Raw genomic sequence first — 22,666 nt, forward strand, 5'->3', positions numbered from 1 at the left:
ATGGCGGGTAAACTCCACACTGTGCGCGGGCGGGGCGGGATCGTCACTGCGCCGCATCACCTGGCCGCGCAGGCGGGCCTCGATGTGCTGAAAGACGGCGGCAGCGCGGCGCAGGCGACGATTGCCGTCGCCGCCACCCTGGCCGTGGTCTATCCGCATATGACCGGGCTCGGCGGCGATGGCTTCTGGCTGATCCGCGAGGCCGACGGGCGGGTGCATGCTGTGCATGGCGTGGGCGGGGCGGCGCAGGCGGCGACGCTCGATCGCTATGCCGGGCATGCCGCCGTGCCCTGGCGCGGGCCGCTGGCGGCCAATACCGTGGCCGGCACGCTCTCGGCCTGGGAAGCGGTGCTGGCCACCGAGCCAGCGCCCCTGCCGCTGTCTCGCCTGCTCGCCCCGGCGATTGCCCATGCCGAAGCGGGCGTGGCGGTGACCGCCGGGCATGCCGCCCTTGCGGCGAGCAAGGGGCCGGAACTGCGCGCGCAGCCGGGCACCTATGCCCAGGTGTTCGAACCCGAAGGGCGGCCCTTGCGCGAAGGCGACGTGCTGCGCCAGCCTGCCCTGGCCCGCACGTTGCGCCGGTTGGGTGAAGCGGGACCAGCCGATTTCTACACCGGCGCGCTGGCGGCGGACGTGGCGGCCGACCTTGCCGCGCTGGGCAGCCCGGTTGCGGCGGCCGATCTTGCTGCCCATCGCGCCACGCGGCCGGAACCGCTCGCTGTCGAAACGCAGGCCGGCACGCTCTACAACAGCGCACCGCCCACGCAGGGCGTGGCGTCGCTGCTCATCCTCGCCCTGGCCGAGCGTGCCGGGCGCAGCACGGGAGTGGGCTTTGCCCATGTCCACACGCTGGTGGAAGCGACCAAGCAGGCGTTCCTGTGGCGTGACGGGCATTGCGGCGATCCGGCCTATATGACGGTGGCGGCGCAAGACCTGCTGGACGATGCCGAGGCGCTCGATGCCATGGCGGCGCGGATCGATCCGGCCCAGGCGCTGCCCTGGCCGCAGCCGTCGCAATGGGGGGATACCTGCTGGTTCGGTGCGGCCGATGCGCAGGGGCAGGTCGTCTCGGCGATCCAGAGCACCTATTTCGAATTCGGCTCCGGCCTGGTGTTGCCGCAGACCGGGATCACCTGGCAGAACCGGGGCGCTTCGTTCCGCCTGACCGAAACCGGCTGGAATGCCTTGAAACCCGGGCGCAAGCCGTTCCACACGCTCAATCCCGCGCTGGCGGCGCTCGGCGATGGCCGCGTCATGGCCTATGGCACGATGGGCGGGGAAGGGCAGCCGCAGACGCAAGGCGCGGTGTTCAGCCGTCATGTGTGGCACGGGATGGATTTGCAGGAGGCGATTTCCGCGCCGCGCTGGCTCTTGGGGCGCACCTGGGGCGAGGACAGCACCACGCTCAAGATCGAGGATGGCTTTGCCCCGGAAGTCTATGCCGCGCTGGAAGCGGCGGGGCATGTGGTGGAGCGCGTCGGGCCGCTGACCGCAATGATGGGCCATGCCGGCGCGCTGGTGCGCCATCCCGATGGCGCGCTGGAAGGCGCGACCGATCCGCGCAGCGATGGCGGAGTCGCGGCATGGTGACGGGCGGCCCCCGTGCGGTGGCGCGTTGTCAGGCGCTGGGCCGCGCGCCCTATTCCGACATGGAGGGTGGACTCTATCGCGGCTGGCTTTCCCCGGCACACCGCGCCAGCGTGGCGCAAGTGGCAGCCTGGATGAGGGAAGCCGGGATGGCCACGCGCATCGACGGCGCGGGCAATCTGATCGGGCGCTATGAAGGCGCCGAGTATGGCCTGCCGCTGATCATCGCCAGCCATATCGACAGCGTGCGCGATGGCGGGTTCTACGATGGGCCGCTGGGCGTGATGCTCGGCATCGAATGCGTGGCCGCGCTGCATGAGGCCGGGCGGCGCATGCCTTTCGCCATCGAGGTTATCGCCTTTGGCGACGAGGAAGGCAGCCGTTTTCCCGCCGCGATGCTGACCAGCAAGGCCGTGGCCGGGCTGCTCGACGCCGTGCCGGAGATGGCCGATGCCGCCGGGGTTTCGCTGGCGCAGGCGCTGAGCGAATGGGGCCTTTCGCCCGAAACGCTGCTGGCCGCCCGCCATCCCGGCGCGCTCGCCTATCTCGAAGCGCATATCGAGCAGGGTCCGGTGCTGGAAGCGGAAGGCCTTGCGCTGGGCGTGGTGACGGGCATTGCCGCACAATTGCGCTATGAAGTGGACGTGGCGGGTCTCGCCGGCCACGCCGGCACCAGCGCCATGCCGCTGCGTCGCGATGGGCTGGCGGGGGCTGCCGAGATGATCCTGGCGATCGAGCGGATTGCCCGCGCCGATGCCAGCGATCTGGTGGCGACGGTGGGCCGGATCGAGGCCATGCCGGGCGCGGCCAACGTGATTGCCGGGCACGTGCGCTTCACTATCGACGTGCGGGCGGGCGAGGCGGCGCGACGGGATCGTGGGGCCGGTGCGATCCTGGCCGAAATCGCCACGATTGCCGCGCGGCGCGGTCTGTCGCTGAGCCATCGTCTGGTTCACGATCTGCCGCCGTCGCCCTGCGATCCGGCACTGATGGACAGCCTGGAAGCCGCGCTGGTTGCCGCTGGCCACCCGGCGCACCGGCTGGTTTCCGGGGCGGGGCACGATGCCATGAACCTGGCCCATCTATGCCCCACGGCCATGCTGTTCCTGCGCTGCCGCGGCGGCGTGAGCCACAATCCTGCCGAGCATGTCGAACCGGCCGACGCGCAAGCTGCGCTGGCGGTCATGCTTGGCTTCATCGAAAATCTGGGAGCGTCCTGTGCTTGATCCCTTGCTCTTTGGCGAAATCGATCCGCCCCAGCGCCTGTTGATGGGGCCGGGGCCGGTCAATGCCCATCCCCGCGTGCTGCGCGCGATGAGCGCCGATCTGCTGGGCCAGTTCGACCCGGAAATGACTGGCTATATGAACCAGGTCATGGCGCTCTATCGCCCAATCTTCGGCACGCGCAACCACTGGACCATGCTGATCGACGGCACGGCGCGCGCGGGGATCGAGGCGGCGCTGGTCAGCCTGATTCAGCCTGGTGAAACCGCATTGGTGGTCAATTTTGGCCGCTTTGGCTTGCTCTTGCAGGAAATCTTGACGCGGATCGGCGCAAAGTTCGAAACCGTTGATGCGCCCTGGGGCGAAGTGGTGCCGATGGAGGCGATCCGCGAGGCGGCCCTGCGCGTGCAGCCGCGCCTGATCTGCACGGTGCATGGCGATACGTCCACGACCATGGCCCAGCCGCTCGACGGCATTGGCGCGGTGGCGCGCGAAGTGGGCGCCTTGGTCTATGTCGATGCCACGGCCACGCTGGGCGGGATGGACATTGCTGCCGACCGCTGGGGCGCCGACGTGATTACCGGCGGCTTGCAGAAATGCCTGGGCGGGCCATCGGGCAGCGCGCCGATCACCATTTCCGATACAGCGGCAGAGGCGATCTTTGCCCGCCGCCACGATGAGAAGGGCATCCGCGCCGCCGATGCGGTGGACGGCACGGGGCCGCGCATCCCGTCGAACTATTTCGACCTCGCCATGATCATGGATTACTGGAGCGAGAAGCGCCTCAACCACCATACCGAGGCGACCACCATGCTCTATGGCGCCCGCGAATGCGCGCGGGTGGCGCTGGGCGAGGGGCTGGACGCGCGCTATCGCCGGCACAAGGCAGCGAGCGCGGCGATGAGCGCGGGGCTGCGCGCCATGGGCCTGACGCTGTTTGGCGACGACGCGCACCGCATGACCAACGTGACCGGCGTCTATATCCCGCAAGGCGTGGATGGCGAGGCGGTGCGCCGGGCGATGCGCGAGCATTTCGAGATCGAGATCGGCACGGCGTTCGGGCCGCTGATCGGCAAGATCTGGCGCCTGGGGGCGATGGGCTACAACGCGATGAAGCACAAGGTCTTGCTCACGCTCGGCGCGCTGGAAGCCTGCCTGGCGGCGCAGGGCGTGTCGCTGCCGCTGGGCGCCGCCGTGCCCGCTGCGCTGGCGGCGTGGGACGCGGAGATCATGGCATGACGCGCGATCTCGTCGGCTATGGCGCCATGCCGCCCGCTGCCCAATGGCCGGGCGGGGCGCGCGTGGCGGTAAACTTCGTGATCAATTACGAGGAAGGCGCGGAAAACAGCGTCTTGAATGGCGACGAACTGTCCGAAGGGTTCCTGTCCGACATGGTCGGCGCCGCGCGCCATCCGGCGCGGGCCATGGCGATGGAAAGCCTCTATGAATACGGCAGCCGGGCCGGGTTCTGGCGGCTGCATCGCCTGTTTGCGACGCGCGGCGTGCCGGTGACGGTGTTCGGCGTGGCGAGCGCCATGGCGCAGAACCCGGCGGCGGTAGAAGCGATGCTCAAGGCCGGGTGGGAAGTGGCGAGCCACGGCTTTCGCTGGATCGACTATCAATATGTGCCCGAAGAGGTGGAAGCCGCGCATATTGCCCAGGCCATTGCCCTGCACAGGCAGCTGACCGGCAGCCGCCCGCTGGGCTGGTATCAGGGCCGCACCAGCCCGCAGACCGCGCGGCTCGTGGCGCAGGAGGGCGGGTTTGTCTATGACGCCGACAGCTATGCCGACGACGTGCCCTATTGGGACGCGCAGCACGGGCACCCGCAACTGATCGTGCCCTACAGCCTCGATGCCAACGACATGAAGATGGTGGCGCTCAACGGCTTTACCGAGGGCGAGCAGTTCTTCCGCTATCTGCGCGATACCTATGACCAGTTGGCCGAGGAAGGCGGGCGGATGATGAGCATTGGCCTGCATGGCCGCATTGCCGGTCGCCCGGCGCGCGCGCGGGCCGTGGCGCGGTTTGTCGATCATGTGCTGGCCGATGGGCGCGGCTGGGTGGCGACGCGGCTGGACATTGCCCGCCACTGGATCGCGACGCACCCCTTTGGAGGCCAGGCGGCATGACCATCGACGATCCCGTGGCGCTGGCCGAAGTGGAGGCCGCCTTTGCCGCATACGAGCGCGCGCTGATGGCCGACGATATCCCGGCAATGGACGCGCTGTTTCACGATGCGCCCACCACCAACCGCTTTGGCGTGGGCGAAGTGCTCTATGGCATCGACGCGATCCGCGAATTCCGCAAGGGGCGCGGCGGCTCGCCGCAGCGCAAGCTGGGGCGCGTGGCGATCACTGTTTATGGACAGAATTTTGCCACCGCCGATGCCGAATTCTTTCGCGAAGGCTCGGTCCGGCGTGGACGGCAGAGTCAGGCCTGGGTGAAATTCGCCGATGGCTGGAAAGTCGTTTCGGCCCATGTCAGCCTGGAAGGGGACAGCCATTGACCGCCCTGTTCGAACATTCGCCCTGGGTGGAAGAGCGCGCCGATGCCGCGCCATCTTCGGGCGATCGCCATGCCGATCTGATGGCTGTGGTGTACGCCGCGACGCGCGCGGAGCAACTGGCGCTGATCCGCGCGCACCCCGAACTGGCGGGCAAGGCGGCTGTCGACGGCACGCTGACGCAGGCTTCCGCCGCCGAGCAGGCCTCGGCCGGGCTGGACCGACTGACGCCGGAGGAATTCGCGCGGTTTCATGCGCTCAACGCCGCCTATCGCGCGGCGCATGACATGCCTTTTATCATCTGCGTGCGGCTGACCGACAAGGCCGGCATCCTCGCGGCGATGGAAGCGCGCGCGCAGAGCGACACCGACACCGAAATCGCCACGGCGCTTGCCGAAATCGGCAAGATCACCCGGCTCCGACTGGAGGATATGGCATGAGCGAGAAACAACCCGTCGATATCCAGGCGCTGGCCGCACTGGAAGCGGACCTGGCGCGGCAACTGGCGCTGGTGGACAGTTTCGGTCCGGACTGGACGCGCCCGCGCACGCATCCGGACGGCCCCGTATATGACGTGGTGATCGTGGGCGGCGGCCAAAGCGGCCTTGCCACAGCGTTCGGCCTGAAGCGCGAGCGGATCAACAACATCCTGGTGCTGGATGAAAATCCTGCAGGCTTTGAAGGCCCGTGGGAAACCTATGCCCGTATGATCACGCTGCGCACGCCCAAGGGGCTGACGCCGATCGACTATGGCATTCCCGCGCTGACGCCGCAGGCCTGGTTCACCGCGTGTTTCGGCGCGGCGGCGTGGGAGGCGCTCGACAAGATCCCGCGCGGGGTATGGATGGACTATCTGCGCTGGTATCGCCGCGTGCTCAACCTGCCGGTGCGCAACGATGCCAGAGTGACTGGGATCACCCCGGCGGGCGAGGGGATATACAGCGTGGCCCTGGCCGATGGCGACGCGGTGCTGGCGCGCAAGGTGGTGCTGGCCACCGGCATCCAGGGCGGCGGCGAATGGCACACCCCGGCGATGATCCGCGAAAACCTGCCGCGCCATGCCTATGCCCATACCAGCGAGCCGATCGATCTCGCCGCGCTGAAAGGCAAGCGCGTCGGCATCCTGGGCGGCGGCGCCAGTGCATTCGACAATGCCAACCATGCGCTGGCGCAGGGCGTGGGCGAAGTGCACGTGTTCATGCGCCGCAAGATGCTGCCGCGCATCAACCCGATTCGCTTCATGGAGCGGGTGGGCTTCACCGCGCGCTATCCGGCGCTGAGCGACGCGGAAAAGTATAGCGCAATGGCTGCGTTTCTCTCGCACAACCAGCCGCCGACCAACGACACGTTCAATCGCGCGGCAAGCTGGCCCGGCTTTGGCCTGCATCTGGGCAGCCCGTGGACCGATGTGGCGTTCGAGGATGGCCAGGTCATCGTCACCACGCCGCACGACCGCTTTGCCTTCGATTTCGTGATCCTCTCGACCGGCCTCATATCCGATCCGCGCCTGCGGCCCGAACTGGCCGGGCTGGCCCCGCATATCGCGCTGTGGGGTGACAGGGTGGCCATGCCCGAGGCGGAGCGCAACGCCCTGATCGACGCGCATCCCTATCTGGGGGAAGCGTTCGAGTTCACGCCGCGTACGCCGGAAGCCGCGCCGCTGCTGCACGGTCTGTTCGCATTCAACTATTCCGCGCTGATCAGCCTGGGGCTGTCCGCCTCGGCGCTGTCGGGCATGAAGAACGCGCTGCCCCGCCTGGTGCGCGGCATTGCCGACCAGCTCTTCCTCGACGATCGCGAAGCGCTGCTGGCGCAGTTCATCGCCTATGACGAGCAGGAATTCGTGGGGGAATGGCCGCGCCCGGCCTCGGCGGTGGAGGCGGCGGCATGACCACGCTTTCCACCCATGTGCTCGATACCACCAGCGGCCGCCCGGCAAAGGGCATGCGGATCATGCTGTGGTCTGCCGATAGCCTGCTGGCCGAAGGCGAGACCGACGCCGACGGGCGTCTGCGCGATTTTCCCGCGCTGGAACCAGGCGCCTATACCCTGGCGTTTCATGTCGCCGAATACTTCCGTTCGGCTGGGCATGAACTGCCCGAGCCACCGTTCCTGGACGTGGTGCCGATCCATTTCGGGGTGGCGGACGGCGGGCATTATCATGTCCCGCTGCTCGCCTCGCCTTGGGCCTATTCCACTTATCGGGGCAGTTGACATGGCCTTGCGATTTGTCTGCGATGGGGAATTGGTGGAACTCGATGGCGTGGCGCCGGGCGATACCGTGCTCGATTTCCTGCGCGGCCGGGCGAGCAAGACCGGCACCAAGGAAGGCTGCGGCGAAGGCGATTGCGGGGCCTGCACCGTGCTGGTGGGAACGCCGGTACCGGGCGCGGACCGCCTGGACTGGCGCGCGGTCAATGCCTGCATCCAATTCCTGCCGATGCTGCATGGCAAGGCCGTGCTGACGGTGGATGGGCTGGGCGACAGCCTGACCCCGCTGCAACAGACCATGGCCTGCAATGGCGCGTCGCAATGCGGGTTCTGCACGCCGGGCTTTGTCATGTCGCTGCGCGGGCGGGCGATGGGCGCCGCTGGGTGTGACCTGCCGGTGGGCGATGTCCTGGCGGGCAACTTGTGCCGCTGCACCGGCTATGGCCCGCTGCTGGACGCGGGCGCGCAGCATCCCCCGGCAGAGCGCGACGATGCGCCCTTGCTGGCCATGCTGCGCCGCGCGGCGGGGCCGGCCTGTGGCCATGCCACCCTGCCCGATGGGCGCACCGCGCGCTGGTTCATTCCCGACAATGCCGATGCCCTGGCCACGCTTTTGGCGCAATATCCCGGCGCGCGGATCGTGGCCGGCGCCACGGACGTGGGCCTGTGGGTGACCAAGAAGCTGGTCGATCTGGAAACCGTGATTTTCGTGGGGGACGTGCCCGAACTGGGCGTGATCGACGATGGCGCCGAGGGCCTCACGCTGGGCGGAGCGGTGCGCTATGCCGATGCCCATGCCGCGCTGGCCCAGCTCAGCCCGGAACTGGGCGAACTGGTGCGGCGCCTGGGCGGCTTGCAGGTGCGCAATGCCGGCACGGTGGGCGGCAACATCGCCAATGGCTCCCCCATCGGCGATGGCCCGCCTGCGCTGATCGCGCTGGGCGCCACGCTGACCCTGCGCTCGGTGCGCGGGCGGCGGACGATGCCGCTGGAAGACTTCTTCATTGCCTATGGCCGGCAAGACCGCGCTGCCGATGAATTCGTCGAAAGCGTGTTCGTGCCGCGTCCGGGGGCGCAGGATGTGGTGCATATCTCCAAGCTCTCCAAACGGTTCGACAGCGACATTTCGGCGGTCTGCGGCGCGTTCCGCCTGACGGTGGAGCAGGGCACGATCACGGCGGCGCGCGTGGCGTTCGGCGGGATGGCGGCTACCCCACGCCGCGCGCCGCTGGCCGAAGCCGCGCTGACCGGCGCGCCCTTCACCGCCGCAACCATGGCCGCTGCGGCAGCGGCGATCCGCGCCGATTTCGCGCCCCTCAGCGATGTGCGCGGCAGCGCGGCCTATCGGCTGGAGGCAGCCGGCAATCTGGTCTGGCGGCTGTGGCACCAGGCACAGGGCCAGGCGGTGCGCGTGCAGGAGGTGGCCCTTGGCTGACACCCTGACGCAGACGCCCGGCCCGGTGGTGGGCATCGCCCATCGGCACGACAGCGCGCACCTGCATGTGGCGGGCAAGGCGCGCTATATCGACGACGAGCCCGAAGCGCCGGGCCTGCTGCACCTGGCCTTTGGCGTGTCGAGCGAAGCGCGCGCGCGGATCGTGGATATCGACCTTTCCGCCGTGCGCGCCGCGCCGGGCGTGGTGGCCGTCTATACCGCTGCCGATATTCCCCATGCCAACGATGTGGCCCCCGTGGCGGGCGACGATCGCCTGCTGGCCGATGGCGAAGTGGTGTGGCTGGGCCAGCCGGTGTTTCTGGTGGCGGCCACCAGCCGCCGCGCCGCGCGGCAGGCGGCGCGGCTGGGCACGATCCGCTATGAACGGCAGGACCCGATCCTCACCGTGGAACAAGCCCGCGCCGCGCAGAGCCTGATCGAGCCGACCCAGCGCATGGCGCGCGGCGATGCTGCCGCCGCGCTCGCCGCCGCGCCGCATCGCCTGGCCGGGCAACTGGCCATGGGCGGGCAGGACCATTTCTATCTCGAAGGGCAGATCGCGCTGGCCCGCCCGCTGGAAGACGGCCAGGTCCATGTGCTGTCTTCCACCCAGCATCCGAGCGAAGTGCAGCATCTGGTGGCGCACATGCTGGGCCTTTCTTCGGCCGACGTCACCGTGGAAGTGCGGCGCATGGGCGGCGCGTTCGGCGGCAAGGAAAGCCAGGCCGCGCTCTATGCCGCCGCCGCCGCATTGGTGGTGCACCACACCGGCCGCCCGGCCAAGTTCCGCGCTGACCGCGACGACGACATGGTGCAGACCGGCAAGCGCCACGATTTCTTGGTCGATTACGACGTGGGGTTCGATGGCGAAGGGCGGATCGAGGGCCTGCACCTCACGCTCGCCTCGCGCTGCGGCGCCACGGTCGATCTTTCGCCCGCGATCAACGACCGGGCGATGTTCCATGCCGACAATGCCTATTTCCTGCCCGCCGTGGAAATCGTTTCGGAGCGGCTGAAGACCAACATGGTTTCGGCTACCGCGTTTCGCGGCTTTGGCGGGCCGCAGGGCATGCTGGCCATCGAGCGGGTGATGGATGCGGTGGCCGGGCGCCTCGGGCTCGATCCGCTGGCGGTGCGGCAGGCCAATCTCTATGGCCCGGGCCGCGACGTGACGCCCTATGGCATGACCGTGGCCGACAATATCGCGCCCGAACTGATCGCCCGCCTGCGCGAGGATGGCGATTACGCGGCGCGCCAGGCCGCCGTGGCGCGGTTCAATGCCGAGAATGCGATCTTCAAGAAGGGTCTGGCGCTTACCCCGGTGAAGTTCGGGATCAGCTTTACCACCACCCATCTCAACCAGGCCGGCGCGCTGCTGCATGTCTATGCCGATGGCTCGATCCAGATCAACCACGGCGGCACCGAGATGGGGCAGGGCCTCTATACCAAGGTGGCGCAAGTGGTGGCCCAGGCCTTTGGCGTGGGGCTGGACCAGGTGCGGATCACCGCCACGCGCACCGACAAGGTGCCCAACACGTCGGCCACGGCGGCTTCATCGGGGGCAGATCTCAATGGCATGGCGGCGCTGAACGCGGCGCAGACCATCCGCGCGCGCCTGGCCGAGTTTTGCGCGCGCACCTTTGGCGGCGCGGCCGAAGATGTCGTGTTTGCCGGGGGACAAGTGCGCGCCGGCGGCGAAGCGATGCCCTGGGCCACGCTGTGCCGCCGGGCGCACATGGCGCGGATTTCGCTGTCTTCCACCGGATACTACGCCACGCCCGATCTGCATTATGATCGCGACGCCCACCAAGGCCAGCCGTTCTATTACTTCGCTTATGGCGCGGCGCTCGCCGAAGTGGTGATCGACACGCTGACCGGCGAACATCGCGTGCTGGCCGCCGACATTCTTCACGATTGCGGCCAGTCGCTGAACCCGGCGATCGACAAGGGGCAGATCGAAGGCGGCTTCATCCAGGGGCAGGGCTGGCTGACCAGCGAGGAGCTGGTCTGGGACGATGCGGGCAAGCTGCTGACCCACGCGCCTTCCACCTACAAGATCCCCACCGCCAACGACCGGCCCGACCGGCTGACCGTGACGCTGTGGAACGGGACCAACCACCGACCCACGATCCACCGCTCGAAAGCGGTTGGGGAGCCGCCGTTCATGCTGGCCAATGCCGTGTTTTCCGCGCTGGGCGCGGCGGTGATGGCCTGCAACCCGGCGGCGGGCTGGCCGGCGCTCGATGCCCCGGCCACGCCCGAGCGACTGCTGGCTGCGGTCGCCCGGCAACGGGGCGGCGTGTCATGACGTGGTGGGAAACGGCGCGGGCCTGGGCGGCAGACGCGCCGGTGGCGATGCTTTCCGTGCTGGCCAGCGAAGGTTCCGCGCCGCGCGGGCCGGGCACGCGCATGCTGGTGGGCATGGGGCGCACCTGGGGCACGATCGGCGGCGGCGCACTGGAATTCCAGGCGATCGAACAGGCGCGTCGCACGCTGGACCTGGCCCCTGGGGCCTGGCGCATCCAGGACTATCCGCTCGGCCCCCTGCTGGGTCAGTGCTGCGGCGGGCGGGTGCGCCTGCTGGTGGAGCACCTCGATCCACAAACCCTGGCTCCGTTGCAGGGCATGGAGGAAGGCGCGCTGCTGATAAGCCACTTTACGCCGCACCGGATCGACCGGCACTGGACGGCAGAAGGCCAACCTTCTGCGCTGTCCGCCCGGGGCGACAAGCCCGAAGCCGGCACCCGCATTCTGGAACCGGTGGGCCAATGGCGCCGCCCGGTCTATCTGTTCGGCGCCGGGCACGTCGGCCAGGCCATCGCGCGGCACAGCCATGGCCTGCCGCTGCGGCTGTGCTGGTTCGATACCCGGCCGATGTTCGAAAGCATCGACGGGGTTACCATCGTGCCCGACGACGCAATCCTTTCATGCGTGGCACAAGCCCCGCCGGAGGCTGCGATCGTGATCCTCACCCACGATCACGCACTCGACTATCGCCTCACCCGCGCCGCGCTGCAACGGCCGGCGGGTGGCTTTGTCGGCCTGATCGGCTCGGCGACCAAGCGCGCGCGCTTCGTTTCGCGCTTGCACGGCGATGGGCTCGATGCCACGGCGCCCGGCCGCCTGACCTGCCCGATCGGCGTGGCCGGCATCGGCGGCAAGGAGCCTGACGTGATCGCCATCGCGGTCTTGGCGCAATTGCTGCAGTTGCCAGCAGATGTGGCGGAAACAACAGAGAAAGTTTCGATCCTTGGGTAAGTTGCGTGCCTTTCGCGGGGAAATCCTGTCGGTGGGGGAAGACCCGCTCCAGGCAGGCGACGCGGTGGAATACCAGGCCGATGGCCTGCTGGTGGTGGAACAGGGCGTTATCGTGGCGCGTGGCGATCATGCCGATCTGGCGCCGCACTTTGCCGATGTGCCGGTTACGTCGCTGGGCGGGCTGATCGTGCCCGGCTTTGTCGATGCGCATATCCACTATCCGCAAATGGATCGCATCGCATCGCATGGTGAGCAGTTGCTCGATTGGCTGGAACGGCACATCTTTCCCGCCGAGACGGCCTTCGCCGATCGCGATCATGCCGATGAAGTGGCGCAGGCGTTCCTGGCCGAACTGCTGCGCCACGGCACCACGTCGGCGCTGGTCTTTCCCACCGTGCACGAAGGGTCGGTCGATGCGCTGTTCCAAGCGGCGCTCGCGCGGAACATGAGGCTGGCATCGGGCAAGGTCTTGATGGACCTGGGGCCCGAGGGGCTGAGGGACACCGTGGAGACGGCACGCGCGCAGACCGAGTCCTTGATCGCACGCTGGGCCGGGCGCGGGCGGCTGTCTTACGCCATCACGCCGCGCTTCGCGCTGACATCTTCGGACGAACAGCTTGCGCTGGCCGGGGAACTGCTGGCTGCTCATCCCGAAGTGCTGCTACACACGCACCTGGCCGAAAACCGCCACGAATGCGCGGCGGTGGCGGCGCGCTTTACCCAAGCGGCCGACTACCTCGACGTTTACGACCGCTTTGGGCTGGTCTCCGATCGGTCCGTATTTGCCCATGGCATCCATTTGTCCGAGCGCATGGGTACGCGCCTAGCGCAAAGCGGCGCCGGGATTGCCGTGTGTCCCTCGTCCAACCTGTTCCTGGGATCGGGCTTCTTCCACTTTGGCGAGGCAGACCGCCTGGGCGTGAAGCTGGGGCTGGGGACGGACGTGGGCGCGGGCACCAGCTTTTCGATGCTCTATACCCAGGGGCAGGCCTATCAGGCCGCCCTGGCGCGCGAGGAGCGGCTCGATCCGTTCCGCGCGCTCTACCTCGCCACCACGGGCAGCGCGCGGCTGTTGCATATCGCGGACAAGGTGGGCGCGCTCGCCGTGGGGCAGGAGGCCGATTTCGTCGTGCTCGACAGCGCGGCAACGCCGCTGCTGGCGCGGCGCTGTGCCGGGGCGAGCCTGGCCGAGCGGCTGTTTGCCATGCAAATCCTGGGTGATGATCGGGTGGTTCGGCAAACCTGGATCATGGGCGAATGCGCCTGGGACAAAGACAGCGCAAAAGGAGCGAATTGTGGTTGAATTGGAAGCCTTTGTGCGCGGCCTGCCCAAGGCGGAACTGCACCTGCACATAGAAGGCAGCCTTGAGCCGGAACTGATGTTCGCGCTCGCCCATCGCAACAGCGTGGCGCTGCCCTATCCCAGCGTGGAGGCGGTGCGCGCGGCCTATGCCTTTTCCAACCTCCAGGATTTTCTCGACATCTATTACGCCGGCGCGGGCGTGTTGCTGACCCGGCAGGACTTTCACGATCTCGCCATGGCCTACTTCGCACGCGCGGCCGCCGACGGCGTGCGCCATGCCGAGATCATGTTTGATCCGCAGACCCACACCGATCGCGGCGTGCCCTTTGCCGAAGTGATCGAGGGGCTGCTGTCTGCCATGGATGAGGCGAAGGCGCGCCATGGCATGACCAGCGCCCTGATCCTGAGCTTCCTGCGCCATCTGTCTGAAGACGCGGCCTTTGCCACGCTGGCCATGGCCGAACCGTGGCTCGATCGCATTGCCGCGGTCGGCCTCGATTCTTCGGAAGTGGGGCATCCGCCCGAAAAGTTCGCGCGGGTCTTTGCCGCTGCTGCGGCCAAGGGGCTCAAGCGCGTGGCCCATGCCGGGGAAGAGGGTCCGCCGGCCTATGTGCACGAAGCGCTTGACCTGTTGCAAGTGGACCGCATCGACCATGGCAATCGTGCGCTGGAAGATGAGGCCCTGGTTGCCCGTCTGGCGGCAGAGGGCATGACGCTGACGGTGTGCCCGCTGTCGAACCACAAGCTCTGCGTGGTCAACGATCTGGCCGATCATCCGCTGGACAGGATGCTGGATCTGGGCTTGGCAGCCACGGTCAATTCCGACGATCCGGCCTATTTCGGCGGCTATGTCGCCGATAATTATCTGGCCGTGGCGCGGGCACGTGGGCTTTCGCAGGATCATCTGGTGCAATTGGCCCGTAACAGCTTCACCGGCTCTTTCCTGCCAGCTGAAGCCATTGCCCGCCATCTGGAGGATATCGAGGCTTATGCTGCGGCACATTAAGCTCTTGGCCGTGGCGGCGCTGCTGGCGCTGTCTGCCACGGCGCAAGCGGCGCCGGAAAAGCGCCCAGATGCACGCAAGGTGATCATCGACGACGATGGCTTTGGCCTGATGCAGGTGATGCTGCTGTCTTCGCCCGATGTGGAGGTGCTGGGTCTCACCACGGTTTCGGGCAATGCCTGGGAAAACCGGGTCAGGGCGCAGGCGCTGCGTGGGCTGGAATGGATCGGGCGCACCGATGTGCCGGTGGTTCCGGGCGCCACGTTTCCCCTGCTCAATTCCGAAGTGCTGACGGAGCGGTGGGAGAAGGACCACGGGCCCCTGGTGTTCAAGGGCGCGTTCATGAAGCGCTGGGTGGAAGACACCCAGCAGGCGCCGCCGCCCTATCACGGACCCAACGATCCGGTGGACCTGCCGGGTGGCAACCCCACCACGCACGCTGTTGACGAGATCGCCGCCAATTTCCTGATCCGCATGGTGCACAAGTATCCCGGCCAGATCACCATCGTGGCCTGCGGGCCGATGACCAACCTGGCGCTGGCGCAGCGGCTGGACCCGGCGTTTGCCGGCCTGGCGCGCGAACTGGTCTACATGGGTGGCAGCCTGGCGCCGCGCCAGGTGATCGACAACCGCGCCGCCGCCGATTTCGCGCGGGAATTCGTCAACACCCCGCGCCGCGAATTCAACATCCGCTTCGATCCCGAGGCGGCCAGCATCATGGCCCGTGCGCCCTGGCGCAAGATCACGATGGTGCCGGTCGATCCTTCCACCGCAACGCAGCTCAGCCCCGCGTTGATCGCGCGGCTGGGCAAGGCCGCACGGCCGGGCGTGGACCGGTTCGTCACGGCGCTGGAGCCCGGTTTCCCGCTATGGGACGAGATTGCCGCCGCGGTCTGGCTCGATCCCGCGCTGGTGGCCACGCATCGCCGGCTCTATATCGATTTCGAAAGCCAGCAGGGCGCTGGCTATGGCGATACGCTCAGTTGGGACGAGGCCTATCACCCCGGCCTGGGCGAGCAGGCGCAGGACGTGATCCTGGCGATCGACGTGCCCAAGCTGGAAACGATGCTGGCGCGGCTGGTCGGGAAATAGAAGGCGGATCAGGCCAGCCGTTCGGGCACTTCGTTGGCCTGGCCGGTCAGCGTTTCGGTGGTGGCGACCGCTTCCCACGGGAACACGAACCAGCGCTTGTCGGTGGTGCGGTCGATCGTCTGCACCGCATAGTCAACGGTTTCGAGCGACACCGCGTTGTTGATCATCACCGCAAAGCGCAGGTGGTCTTCCACCGTATCGTGCGCGCGCAGCAGGCGGCGCAACTGGGCGATGGTGCGGCCGGAATCGTTGATATCGTCGATGATCAGGATGCGCTGGCCGGCCTTGGTCATCGTGGCGAGCTTGACCAGCAGTTCGTCGGCAAAGCCGGGCACTTTGGCCGACTGGTCGATCGACAGCATCGGCACATCCAGGATCTGGCTCATGTAGACCGCCGGGACCAGCCCGCCGCGCCCGATGCCGACGACGAAATCGGGCTTCCAATCGCCCGCGCCCACGGTGTGCGACAGCGTGCGCACGATCGCCAGGAAATCGTCATAGGCGATGTAATCGAAAACAGGCTGGGTCATGGCGCAGGTCCGCGTGGGATAGGGGAAAGCAGAAGGCGGGTGGCCACCCGTTCCGGCCAGTCCCGATTCGAAGTAGCCGCCCTTACAGGCTTGCTTAACTGGGGTCCATATAGTCGAGCGCGGTAAAGCTGTTCTGGATTTCCTGAAGCACGACATCGGCGGCATAGGACGTGGCGCGCGATGTGGCCGTGCACAGCGCCAGAGTCATCGGCTTGAGCACCGGGTCGGTAAGCGGGACGAATGCCAACAGGCCGCCTCGCACTTCGTTGGCCACGTCGAGCGAGGTGAGCAGGCCCAGGCCCACGCCTTCGAGCACGAGCGACGTGATCATCTGGATATTGTCGGATGAAGCCTTGCGCTCCAGCGGCATTTTCGACGTGCCGGCCAGTACCTGGACCTGCTGCGCCACGGCCAGCGGCGGCGCGGGCAGGATCATCGGCATGCCGGCGCAGGCAGAAAACCGGGCCGAGGCGCGGGCGGCAAAGGGATGGTCTGCCGGCACGACGAAGCCCAGGCGGATATTGGCATAGGCCAGCACGGTAAGATCGCGAAAGGTCTGCGGATCGAAGCATATGCCGAAATCGACTTCCCCACTGGCGATGGCCCCGCGGATGTGCTCGTTGGCCATCACCCGCACGTCCACGGTGATCCCGGGATAGCGGTTCTGGATCGTGCGGATGCGAGCAGGGATATAGCCCTTGGTGAGCGCGTCCATGATCGCGATGGTCACGTGCCCGCGCTTGAGCCCGCGCAAATCCTCGATCTGGGCGCGCACGTCGATCAGGCCTTTTTGCCAGCGCGTGCCGGCGGCCATCACGATTTCACCCGCAGCGGTCAGGCGCAGGCCCGTGGGCAACCGCTCGAATAGCGGCATGCCCAGTTCGGCTTCGGCATTGAGGATCTGGCGATCGATGGCCGAGGCCGAGACATTGAGTTCGTCGGCCGCCTTGCGAATGGAGCCCAGCCGGCCAACGGTCATGAAGTAGCGGAGGAAGCGGGAGAAGGCTGGCATTTGGGGGCTCTCTAATTTTTGCAACGCTCTGTCAAATTCATTGTGATTGATTGCAACGCCATAAGTCTTTTAGCAAGCTTCAGACACAAAATATCATTCAGGGAACGTGTTTTGGGGCGCATAACGGCAGCAAGGCCCGGCAATCAGCCAGGGGCCATCAAAAGGCTTGTGACCACGGGCAGCGCGATGATCGCGGCGCTTGCACTTGCCATGCCGCTGTCTTCGCACGCGGCCGAACCCGCGCTGCCGGCCGTGCCGGCGGTGCAGGCGATCCCGGTCAAGGTCATGGTGATCGCCAATTTCGAGCCCGGCGCCGATACTGGCGACGCGCCGGGAGAATTCCAGCTTTGGGCAGAGCGCGAGCACCTGGACGAAGTGATCCCGGTGCGTGGCGCGCTGCATCCGCTGCGCCGCAACGCCGACGGGCTCTATGGCATGGTGTGGGGTGATGCCCATTCGCTGGTGGTCACGCCCGAAATCCAGTTGATGGCGCTGCTGCTCGATCCGCGCTTTGATTTCTCGCACACCTATTGGCTGTTTACCGGCATTTCCGGCGCCGATCCCAAGGCCGCCTCGGTAGGCAGCGCCGCCTGGGCGCGCTGGGTGGTGAGCGGCGACGCGCTGCGCGAGTTCGCCGAGGCCGATGTGCCCAAGGGCTGGCCTTATGGCCTCTTTGCCATTGGCGCCAAGGCACCGGGGCAATTGCCGCAATCGGCCGACAGCTTTGGCGGGATGACCGACACCAGCTCGCTGGGCATGGCCGTGCCGCTCAACCAGGGATTGGCGCAATGGGCCTTTGCGCTCAGCAAGGACACGCCGATTCCCGATACGCCCGCGCTCAAGGCCGCGAGGGCGCGCTGGAAAGGCTTTCCCCAGGCGCAGCGTCCGCCTTTCGTGCTGATGGGCGAAACGCTGGGTGCGCTGCGTTATTGGCATGGCGCCGGGCGCACGCAATGGGCACGCGATTGGGTCAAGCTGTGGACCCAGGGCCAAGGCCGCTTCGTGATGACCAACATGGAAAGCCAGTTGATGGCCGGCACCATGCTGGCTGCCAGCCGGGCGGGTCTGGTGGACATGAGCCGGGTGATGGTGCTGCGCAGTGCCAGCAACCCCTCGATGCCGCCACCGGGCCAATCGCCGCTGGCAAGCGTCGGGGACGAAGGACCGGGCCAGGTCGCAGCCTATGAAGCAAACTATCGCGTTGGCGCGGTGGTGGTGCATCGGCTGCTGGCGGATTGGCCGCGCTATCGCGACAGCGTACCGAGCGCGGGCCAACCATGAGGCTGGGGGCTGCCAAAGCCGCGCTATTGGCGGGGGCCCTGGCCTTTGGCCTGGCCGGCGCTGCGCCGCTCTGGGCCAAGTCTGGCACGCCCGTTTTGACGCATGCAAACCGGGCACGCGAAGCGGCCATGGGCGCGATCCTGGCCAAGGCCGCGCGCGATCCGGGGGAGTTGCGCCTGCTACTGCGATCCTTTCCCAAGGGCGGCGATCTGCACAACCATCTGTCGGGCGCACTCTATGCCGAAGACATGATCGCCTGGGCCGGGCGCAAGGGGCTGTGCGTGGCGGCGGATGGCGCCGGCTTTGCCTCTCCGCCATGCACACCGGGCGGCGATGCGGCCAGCCTGGGGGCAACCCAGCCCGCGCTCTATGCCAGGCTGGTAGACAGCCTGTCCACGCGCGCCTGGCAATCCGGGGTAGGGGCGGGTGCCACCAGCGGCCATGACCAGTTCTTTGCCACGTTCGATCGTTTTGCACCTGCCTTGGTGGGCGAAGACGCCCAGGCAATGATCGCGGCGCGGCGCCAGGCGGCCCGCGATGGCCTGCTGTATCTGGAACTGGACCACAACCCGCCCGCGCTGCTGGGCGCTGCCCTGTCTGCCCCGGCCCAGTCGCTCGACAGGGCTGGCCTGCCCGCTTTCCTGGCTCAAGAGGGGCCGCGCCTGGCCGCGCTGGTTCCGGCCATGCGCGCGCAGATCGATGCAGCGGAAGCCGAAGCCCGCGCTGGCATGGCTTGCGGCACGCCCCGGGCAGAGCCGGGCTGCGCGGTGGCGGTCCATTACCTGGCATGGGCGCTGCGCGACGTGCCGCCCGCGGCGGTGTTTCGTGCGCTGATCCTCGCTTTCGCCCTGGCCGAGCAGGACCCGCGCTTTGTTGGCGTCAATATCGTCCAGCCCGAAGACTGGCCCGTGGCCCGCGCCGATTACGATCTGCACATGGCGATGTTCCGCCTACTGGAACAGCGCCATCCCGGCGTCGCCGTCTCGATGCATGCGGGCGAACTGGCATTCGGCCAGGTTCCGCCCGCAGACCTGGGCGATCATATCGAAAAGGCAGTCGCCTCGGGCGCGCGGCGCATCGGCCATGGTGTCGATATCGCCTTTGAAGACCACGGCCGGCAAACCCTGACGCGCATGGCCCGCGATGGCGTGGCCGTGGAAATCAACCTCACCAGCAATGCCGTGATCCTGGGGGTGAAGGGCGCCGATCATCCGCTGGCGCTCTATCGCCGCCACGGCGTGCCGGTGGTGCTGGCCACCGACGACCAGGGCGTGCTGCGCACCGACCTTACCAACGAATACGTCCGCGCCGTGCGCGAGCAGGGCCTGGGCTATGCCGATCTCAAGGCCATCACGCGCGCCAGCCTGGAATACAGCTTCCTGCCCGGCGCCAGCCTGTGGCGCGGCCGTGAGCCCGGCCAATGGGCCGCGCCCTGTGCCAACGCGGCACTGGCAACCGCCGCCTGCCAGGCCTTCCTCGCCGGCAGCGAAAAGGCCCGCCTGCAAATTGAACTGGAACGCAGGCTTGACCGGTTCGAGGCCGAAGAGATCGCACAAGCGACCCAAGTTTCGAAGAAAGCAGCATAATTACAAAGGCATAAAATCAAAGCCAGGCCCGGGAGGGGCGCGAAGGCGAAAAAACAGCAACGGACGGCGCGCCCACCGCGGCGCGGCCCGATCATGGGGGTTATTGAAAATGAGCAAGATGCAAGCACGGCCGCACCAACCCACACCCACGCGCGCCACATCCACGCGAGCAGGGCGCCGCGCCCTGGTGGCCCTGGCCCTGTTGGCGGGCACCGCCATGGCCCGTCCGGCCCTGGCCGACCAGGCCGCTCCGGCGCCCGAAGCCGATGGCGACAAGCCCGAAATCGTCGTGTCGGGTTCGCTCGGCGCGCTGCCGCTGAAGGACGTCGGCTCGGTCTTCGGGTTCGACAAGACCCTGGCCGAAACGCCGCGCGCGGCTTCGTCGGTCAGTTCCGAACAGCTTGAACGCTTTGGCATCACCCAGATCTACGATCTCGTCAGCCAGGTGCCCGGCACGTTCACCAGCTCGTTCTTCGGCACCGGCGGCGCGCTCGACATTCGCGGCACCCCCGGCGAAGTCTATTTCCGCGGCATGCTGCGCCTGGAAAACCCCGGCAACTATCCCACCCCGATCGCCGCGGCCGACCGCATCGACATCGTGCGCGGCCCTGCCTCGCCGATCTATGGTCCGTCCAAGACCGGCGGCTACATGAACTTCTTGCCCAAGACGGCGCGCGCCGCCAATGGCACCTATGCGCCCGAGGCGCACGGCTTCCTCAGCTATGACACGGGCAGCTGGGCGCGCAGCGTGCTCAAGGGCAGCGTGACCGGCCCCGGCAAGATCGGCGACCACCAGTTCGGCTACAGCCTCTATGCCGAAAACGAGGATTCGGGCAGCTATTACCGCAATATCCACCCGCGCAACCTGGTGCTTTCGGCGGCGTTCGACACCGACATCACCAGCAACCTGCGCACCGAATTCGGCGGCATGTACCAGAAGTTCCGCGGCCAGCAGAATGGCGGCTGGAACCGCCTGACGCAGGATCTGGTCGATAACGGCACTTACATCACCGGCAATGCCAGCACCTCGGTCGATACCAATGGCGATGGCCAGATTTCGCGCTCGGAAGCCTACGCCGCCAATGGTGGCAAGGGCTTGACCATCTTCGGTTCTTTCGGCTGCGGCGGCGGCATCGGCGCTTCGGGCTGGACCGACGCCTGCCTCAAGGCGAACTATCCCGATCTGGCGCTGGTCAACCCCGGCACCACCAAGCTGAGCAAGCGTGACACGCTGACCGGCCCCAACGACAAGCTCAACAACGACCAGAAGACGTTCTATTTCGACCTGATCTGGACCGGGCCGGGCAAGCTCGAGATCAAGAACCAGGTCTTCTACGACGGCACCAAGAATCTCAACGAGAACTATTACGGCTTCTCGCAGATGATCGATTCCTACGTGCTGGAAGACAAGGTGGTGATCAGCGACAGCTTCACCACCTCGGGCGCCAAGATCTCGGTCCAGGCGGCACCCTCGCTGCGCTATACCAAGTTCAAGTTTGCCGACGACTTTGGTGTGGAGCTGTGGAACCGGCCCGATATCACCACCGGCTATACCGCCGCGTCCACGCGCCAGCTTTCGACCGATTGCGATTGCGATTATTCGGATTACCTGAAGGGCCACTATCTCGATGTCGGCCTCGCCGGCCTCGTCGATGTCGATTTCGATTTCGGACTGGACCTGATCGGCGGCCTGCGCTGGGACCACGTGCATGCAGAATCGACGGCGATCGAAACCAAGTATGATCCAACCTCTCTGCCCCTATTGGTGCCCAAGGCGAAGGGCAACGACAGCGGCCTGTCGTGGAACGGGAGCATCTCCTATCGCACGCCGATCGGCCTGATCCCCTATTTCACCGCCTCGCGCCAATCGACCGTGGTGGCCGGGGAAGGGGCTGAAATCCAGCCGGCAGCAATCGCTTCGGGTACGTTCCTCTCGGCTTCGCGCCTCTATGAAGCCGGGGTAAAGGGCGAATTCCTCGACAAGCGGCTCTATGCGGCGGTCTCGGTCTACAAGCAGGAGCGCACCGACGTCGTTTCCGACAGCCCGCTGACCAACCAGTCGATCCGCACCAAGGGCGTCGAAGCCGAAGTGCGCTGGTCGATCGATCGCCACGCGCTGGTCACCGCCAACTACACCTATATCGACGTGGTCAATATCTCGGCGCTCTCCAGCGGCGGCTATTTCAACTACTTCGGCATCGGTGATCTGGTGAACGTCAAGGATGCCTCGCTCTATCTGGGCGGCAGCCAGATCGGCTACCTGTTCCCCAGCACCAATTCCGAGGCCCGCCGCCCCGGCATTCCGCACAACGTGGTTTCGGCCACCGGCACTTATGCGTTCGACAATGGCCTCGCGGTCAATGCCGACGTCAGCCATGTGGACTCGGTGTTCTCGGGCTATAGCCAGAAGGTGCGCCTGCCGGCCTATTGGCTGGTCAATGCCGGCGCTTCGTTCACCACGGGGCCGTGGCTGTTCCGCGCCGTGGTCAAGAACCTCAACAACGCGCGCTATTTCCGCGCGGGTGGCCAGGATCTGTTCGGGGCCGACATCGCGCTGCCGCAACAGCCGCGCAGCTTCCAGGCGACCATTCAGTACAAGTTCTGATCCCTCGGGCAGGGCGGCGGTGTTCTGCCGCC

Annotated in this window: 19 protein-coding genes; 17 read left to right on the forward strand and 2 right to left on the reverse strand. The window is 67.0% G+C overall.

The features are described from left to right. The 14 genes from R9J51_RS13740 to R9J51_RS13805 are packed head-to-tail and all read left to right on the forward strand — an operon-like array spanning position 1 to position 15,620. Entirely contained in the window at positions 1–1,590 is a 1,590-nt protein-coding gene (locus tag R9J51_RS13740; RefSeq protein WP_179504758.1) for a gamma-glutamyltransferase, read from the forward strand. Continuing rightward, positions 1,584–2,813, forward strand: a complete 1,230-nt coding sequence (locus R9J51_RS13745) for an allantoate amidohydrolase (protein ID WP_179504759.1) — start codon at positions 1,584–1,586, stop codon at positions 2,811–2,813. Before R9J51_RS13740 ends, R9J51_RS13745 begins: the two co-directional genes overlap by 7 nt. A 43-nt stretch (positions 2,814–2,856) precedes the next feature. Beyond that, a complete protein-coding gene (locus R9J51_RS13750; RefSeq protein ID WP_218843622.1) occupies positions 2,857–4,050 on the forward strand; it encodes a pyridoxal-phosphate-dependent aminotransferase family protein in 1,194 nt (397 codons plus the stop codon). Continuing rightward, positions 4,047–4,943: an allantoinase PuuE gene (gene puuE, locus R9J51_RS13755; RefSeq protein WP_179504761.1), complete on the forward strand. Its 897-nt coding sequence runs from the start codon at positions 4,047–4,049 to the stop codon at positions 4,941–4,943. Before R9J51_RS13750 ends, puuE begins: the two co-directional genes overlap by 4 nt. Beyond that, positions 4,940–5,320 carry an oxalurate catabolism protein HpxZ gene (gene hpxZ / locus R9J51_RS13760; protein ID WP_179504762.1) on the forward strand — a complete coding sequence of 127 codons (381 nt, stop codon included), beginning with the start codon at positions 4,940–4,942 and terminating at the stop codon, positions 5,318–5,320. Before puuE ends, hpxZ begins: the two co-directional genes overlap by 4 nt. Then, the gene (uraD, locus tag R9J51_RS13765) at positions 5,317–5,757 is read left to right on the forward strand and encodes a 2-oxo-4-hydroxy-4-carboxy-5-ureidoimidazoline decarboxylase (RefSeq protein ID WP_179504763.1); all 441 of its coding nucleotides are present in this window, start codon (positions 5,317–5,319) and stop codon (positions 5,755–5,757) included. Before hpxZ ends, uraD begins: the two co-directional genes overlap by 4 nt. After that, on the forward strand, positions 5,754–7,208 hold the full coding sequence (locus tag R9J51_RS13770; RefSeq protein ID WP_179504764.1) for a flavin-containing monooxygenase: 1,455 nt from the start codon (positions 5,754–5,756) through the stop codon (positions 7,206–7,208). Before uraD ends, R9J51_RS13770 begins: the two co-directional genes overlap by 4 nt. Beyond that, positions 7,205–7,531: a hydroxyisourate hydrolase gene (gene uraH, locus R9J51_RS13775; protein ID WP_179504765.1), complete on the forward strand. Its 327-nt coding sequence runs from the start codon at positions 7,205–7,207 to the stop codon at positions 7,529–7,531. Before R9J51_RS13770 ends, uraH begins: the two co-directional genes overlap by 4 nt. Position 7,532: 1 nt before the next feature. Then, complete coding sequence (xdhA, locus tag R9J51_RS13780; protein WP_179504766.1) at positions 7,533–8,963, forward strand: xanthine dehydrogenase small subunit; 1,431 nt, start codon at positions 7,533–7,535, stop codon at positions 8,961–8,963. Next, complete coding sequence (gene xdhB / locus R9J51_RS13785) at positions 8,956–11,271, forward strand: xanthine dehydrogenase molybdopterin binding subunit (protein WP_432787475.1); 2,316 nt, start codon at positions 8,956–8,958, stop codon at positions 11,269–11,271. The genes xdhA and xdhB overlap by 8 nt, the downstream gene beginning before the upstream one ends. Then, positions 11,268–12,221 carry a xanthine dehydrogenase accessory protein XdhC gene (gene xdhC, locus R9J51_RS13790; RefSeq protein WP_179504768.1) on the forward strand — a complete coding sequence of 318 codons (954 nt, stop codon included), beginning with the start codon at positions 11,268–11,270 and terminating at the stop codon, positions 12,219–12,221. The genes xdhB and xdhC overlap by 4 nt, the downstream gene beginning before the upstream one ends. Further along, positions 12,214–13,524: a guanine deaminase gene (guaD, locus tag R9J51_RS13795; RefSeq protein WP_432787477.1), complete on the forward strand. Its 1,311-nt coding sequence runs from the start codon at positions 12,214–12,216 to the stop codon at positions 13,522–13,524. The genes xdhC and guaD overlap by 8 nt, the downstream gene beginning before the upstream one ends. After that, positions 13,514–14,530 (forward strand): adenosine deaminase, encoded by a 1,017-nt coding sequence (locus R9J51_RS13800; RefSeq protein ID WP_432787997.1) that lies wholly within the window; start codon positions 13,514–13,516, stop codon positions 14,528–14,530. The genes guaD and R9J51_RS13800 overlap by 11 nt, the downstream gene beginning before the upstream one ends. Further along, positions 14,514–15,620, forward strand: coding sequence for a nucleoside hydrolase (locus R9J51_RS13805; RefSeq protein ID WP_179504771.1), 1,107 nt, complete (start codon positions 14,514–14,516; stop codon positions 15,618–15,620). Before R9J51_RS13800 ends, R9J51_RS13805 begins: the two co-directional genes overlap by 17 nt. Positions 15,621–15,628: 8 nt before the next feature. Here R9J51_RS13805 and R9J51_RS13810 read toward each other — a convergent pair whose 3' ends face one another. Both R9J51_RS13810 and R9J51_RS13815 read right to left on the reverse strand, forming a co-directional pair. Then, positions 15,629–16,150: a phosphoribosyltransferase gene (locus tag R9J51_RS13810; protein WP_168554972.1), complete on the reverse strand. Its 522-nt coding sequence runs from the start codon at positions 16,148–16,150 to the stop codon at positions 15,629–15,631. 94 nt (positions 16,151–16,244) lie between these two features. Next, the gene (locus R9J51_RS13815; protein WP_168554973.1) at positions 16,245–17,162 is read right to left on the reverse strand and encodes a LysR family transcriptional regulator; all 918 of its coding nucleotides are present in this window, start codon (positions 17,160–17,162) and stop codon (positions 16,245–16,247) included. Between the two features lie 168 nt (positions 17,163–17,330). Here R9J51_RS13815 and R9J51_RS13820 point away from each other — a divergent pair, with 168 nt between their 5' ends. From R9J51_RS13820 to R9J51_RS13830, 3 genes are all read left to right on the forward strand, one after another. After that, positions 17,331–18,443, forward strand: coding sequence for a purine nucleoside permease (locus tag R9J51_RS13820; protein WP_432787478.1), 1,113 nt, complete (start codon positions 17,331–17,333; stop codon positions 18,441–18,443). After that, the gene (locus tag R9J51_RS13825; RefSeq protein WP_218843478.1) at positions 18,440–20,029 is read left to right on the forward strand and encodes an adenosine deaminase; all 1,590 of its coding nucleotides are present in this window, start codon (positions 18,440–18,442) and stop codon (positions 20,027–20,029) included. Before R9J51_RS13820 ends, R9J51_RS13825 begins: the two co-directional genes overlap by 4 nt. 109 nt (positions 20,030–20,138) lie before the next feature. Continuing rightward, positions 20,139–22,634, forward strand: coding sequence for a TonB-dependent receptor plug domain-containing protein (locus tag R9J51_RS13830; RefSeq protein ID WP_179504772.1), 2,496 nt, complete (start codon positions 20,139–20,141; stop codon positions 22,632–22,634). The last annotated feature ends 32 nt before the right edge of the window (positions 22,635–22,666 follow it).

The sequence above is a fragment of the Novosphingobium rhizosphaerae genome, from assembly GCF_050920675.1.
GTDB lineage: Bacteria > Pseudomonadota > Alphaproteobacteria > Sphingomonadales > Sphingomonadaceae > Novosphingobium > Novosphingobium rhizosphaerae.